The sequence below is a fragment of the Clostridioides sp. ES-S-0005-03 genome (genome assembly GCF_020658455.1).
Lineage (GTDB): Bacteria > Bacillota > Clostridia > Peptostreptococcales > Peptostreptococcaceae > Clostridioides.
In genome coordinates, this window is sequence record NZ_JACVWI010000047.1 from 1 (window position 1) to 240 (window position 240).

Annotated in this window: 1 rRNA gene; it reads right to left on the reverse strand. The window is 37.1% G+C overall.

The annotated features are described in order from the left end of the window. Positions 1-74 (reverse strand): 23S ribosomal RNA (locus tag IC218_RS21770); the annotation flags it as partial. Positions 75-240: the final 166 nt, after the last annotated feature.

Below are 240 nucleotides of genomic sequence, written 5' to 3' on the forward strand. Positions count from 1 at the left end.
TTATCGCAGCTTATCGCGTCCTTCATCGGCTCCTAGTGCCAAGGCATCCGCCCTGCACCCTTAATAACTTGACCAGTTAAAAAGGTTTGATAGATTAGAAGCTATCAACTTCGATAATTTTTAAAAGCTATCAACTTTATATATTACAAATTAGATGTCATATCACTAAATATATATATGCAGTTTTCAAAGTGCTAACGCACATCGCCAACGTATAAATCCCGTTGCTTAAAGTGCTAG